General features: G+C 51.3%; 3 protein-coding genes and 1 pseudogene. All 4 read left to right on the top strand.

What is annotated here, in order from left to right:
- Positions 1 to 441, top strand: a 441-nt coding sequence (locus QNK41_RS07815) for a (Fe-S)-binding protein (protein ID WP_319255453.1), incomplete at its 5' end; no start/stop codon positions are given.
- A 25-nt stretch (positions 442 to 466) separates the two neighbouring features.
- A complete protein-coding gene (locus QNK41_RS07810) occupies positions 467 to 2,473 on the top strand; it encodes an aldehyde ferredoxin oxidoreductase N-terminal domain-containing protein (protein WP_319255451.1) in 2,007 nt (668 codons plus the stop codon).
- A gap of 17 nt (positions 2,474 to 2,490) precedes the next feature.
- Entirely contained in the window at positions 2,491 to 3,036 is a 546-nt protein-coding gene (locus QNK41_RS07805) for a (4Fe-4S)-binding protein (RefSeq protein WP_319255449.1), read from the top strand.
- 35 nt (positions 3,037 to 3,071) lie between these two features.
- Positions 3,072 to 3,273 (top strand): annotated as a pseudogene (locus tag QNK41_RS07800) (Fe-S oxidoreductase); the annotation flags it as partial.

Here is a 3,273-nt window from a genome sequence, read left to right as displayed (position 1 = left end):
GGAAATTACGAGGTGATCCATCATACCGAGTTCATCGATGGCCTCGTCCAAGCCGGAAAAATAAAACTGAAACAGTCGCTCGACGGCGCGCTGACCTATCATGACCCTTGTTATCTCGGGCGCTACAGTAACATTTACGATCAACCCCGATCGATCCTGCGATCCGTTGCCAAAGGCGGCGTCAAAGAACTCGACCGACACGGACGGGAAAGCTTTTGCTGTGGCGCCGGTGGCGGAAGAATGTGGATGGAGGAGACCATCGGTAAACGAATCAATCTGGCGCGTTCGGAAGAAATCGTCGATTGCGGGGTATCGAACGTAGCGGTAGGTTGTCCCTTTTGCCTGACCATGATCGAGGACGGGATGAAGGAGCTGGGCAGGGAAGAGGAGATCCAAACCATGGATATCGCCGAACTCGTTGAAAAAAATATGGTGACATAAAGCATTATTTTAAAGGGGCTAAAAAATGAGGTACGCAGAAACGGGGTTTAATTTAGAAGTCGATCTAACCCGGGGAAACATCGAAAAGGTTGCCACAAACCCAAAAGACACCGAGCTTTACCTGGGTGGTCTGGGCACGAATGCAAAGATTTTGTGGGATCGCGTTCCCCCTGAAGTTGAGCCGTTTTCTCCTGAAAATCTATTGATCTTCAGCGCCGGTCTGTTGTGCGGAACACCCGCAACCGGGTGTAATCGCACCATTGTGACCACCATTTCTCCCCAGACTAAGTTGATGGCTTTTTCAATGATGGGGGGGTTCTTTGCACCTGAATTGAAGTATGCCGGTTATGACAAAGTGATCCTTCGCGGCAAGTCACCGGATCTGGTCTATTTGTGGATCAACAACGGCAAGGTCGAAATACGGGACGCCTCTCATATAAAGGGAAAAGGCGCCATCGAGACGGCAGAAATCATACGCAAGGAGCTTAAGCAGCCCAAAGCCCAGGTCGCCGCCATCGGTATGGCCGGTGAAAACAGGGTTTTTTTTGCCTCCATCGAGCAGGGACGATCCAGCGCCAGTCGCGGTGGCATCGGGGCTGTCATGGGAGACAAGGGGGTAAAGGCGATCGTCGTTCGCGGCACGCAGGACATCCATGTCGCCAAGCCGGCCGAATACATGGACCTTTGCAACGAAGTCATGCAATATATCAAATTTCGCAATGACAACCCGATTCCAGGGGTCATGCCGATTCTGGCCGGGTTGGGATCCCCCCAGGAGATGAAGGTTCATGACGAGAAATGGCATACCGAAAATTTCATGTGGGGGAATTCACGCGTCCGGCGAAAAGGTTTCTGGAACGATGAGATCGCCGGGGAGTGGATGGAGACCTTGGATAAATCCCGCACGAGACTGATCAGTTGCTACAACTGTCCGATGACATGCGGGGCAACCATTTCCATGCCGGGTCTGCCGACCTACATGATGAAATGCTTCACGAAACTGACCTATACCATGGGGGCCTTTTCCAACCTGGATTTTGGGTTAAAAATCGCACAGCGTGCCACCGAGTACGGCGTGGACGGATTCTCAGCCCCGCAGGTGATGGCCTTTGGCCTTGAGCTTCTCGAAAACGGCATATTGGCCAAGGAGGACTTTCCGGATATGCCGGAAGACAACGAGGGCAGATTCTACTATCTGCTGGATAAAATCGTCCGGCGTGAAGGGATCGGCGACGTCCTGGCCAATGGTACCTACTGGGCGGCCAGGGAGATTGGCAATGGCGCGGAGGAATATGCACACAACAATATCAAGAAGCATGAACAGCTGCCGCTTAAGCTATCCATGCTCAATCCGATCTATTTTTTAATGTACAGTACCGGCGAGAAGATGAATATCACCCAGATAGAAGGTCAGTTCCCCCAGGCTCCTTATCCCAAGAGGGAGCACAGGGAGGCGTTTGTAAAGGACTGGCACCATGTTCCCGATGAAAAATTCAAACAATATTTTCTGGACTGGGAACCGCGTGGAGAAAAATCGATGCCCTTTTATCCGACGGTTGACATGTGTTGTGACATTGTCGACTGGCAGGAGAAGATGCACTACATCGATGACGCCCTCGGCATGTGTGCCGGTTTGTCCTCCTTCCCCCTGAAACCGCCCTACCACATCCACAACTATCCGAAATTTATCTCAGCAGGGACCGGGTTTGATATGGATGAAGCCTCACTCAGCCAGGCTGCCAAGAGATACCGGACGTTGGTCAGAGCCATCAATATAAGAAGGGGCATGCGGAGAAAAGACGAGAAGCCGCCAGCGGACCATTGGAAGAAGCGGTTCCCCGAACTTGAAAAGGAGCTTTTGGATACCTATTACCGGTTCAAGGGGTGGAACAATGACGGTATTCCCACTAAAGAATCGCTGCATGAACTGGGTTTGGATTACGTTAGCGAGGACTTGGTCAAGAGGGGGATTCTGACGGATGGCGAGGATGTCCCTGCCGAGGCGGCTGCCGCTCAACAAGAGACAAATTAGCGTGGAGGGCGTGAACCTTGAAAGGTAATAAAGAGAAAAAAACCATTAAAACGATAAAAATTAATGTCGATAAATGCAACGGCTGCCGGGCTTGTGAGATGATCTGCTCCGCCTTTCACGCGGAACCGAAATATAGCAGCAACAATCCAGCCAGGTCCCGCATTCGAATCATCCGTGAACCCTTAAGAGACCTGTACGTTCCTGTGTACGCGGGTGAATATGCGGTGGCCGAATGTGCCGGCAGGGACAAATACACCATTGACGGTAAGGAATATGACGAGTGTTCCTTCTGCCGGGCCTCGTGCCCATCCAGGGACGAATTCAAAGAGCCCGATTCCGGCCTCCCTTTGAAATGCGATATGTGTGAGGGTGAAGATGAACCCTTGTGTGTGAAGTGGTGCCCGCATGATGCCTTGATTTTAGAGCAAAGGGAAGAGGAAGGCGACGAGCAGGATCCACAGGAAGAGCAGGAAGATATAGAGATCGGATTGGAAGCGCTGGCCGACAAATACGGACTGGAAAAGATCAAAGACGCGGTTGCCCGGATATCGAAGAAAGATTAAATAAACAAGGCGAAAAAAGAGGATTGATACAGACAGTGGAAACAGTCGCTCCCTTCAAAGAAGTCATCGACGAGATAAAAGATGCCGGTGGAGACGCCCTCAGATTCTGCTTTCAGTGCGGATTGTGCGATACAGTCTGCCCATGGAACCGGGTCAGGCAATTCAGCATTCGCAAAATTATCCGGGAAGCCACTTTTGGTTTAACCGAGATAGATGGCGAAGATATTTGGCGATGCA

Source organism: Desulfosarcina sp. (assembly GCF_033791525.1).
Taxonomy (GTDB): Bacteria; Desulfobacterota; Desulfobacteria; order Desulfobacterales; family Desulfosarcinaceae; genus Desulfosarcina.
The sequence above is the reverse complement of the archived record's forward strand: the minus strand, read 5'-3'. Positions and strand labels throughout refer to the sequence as shown.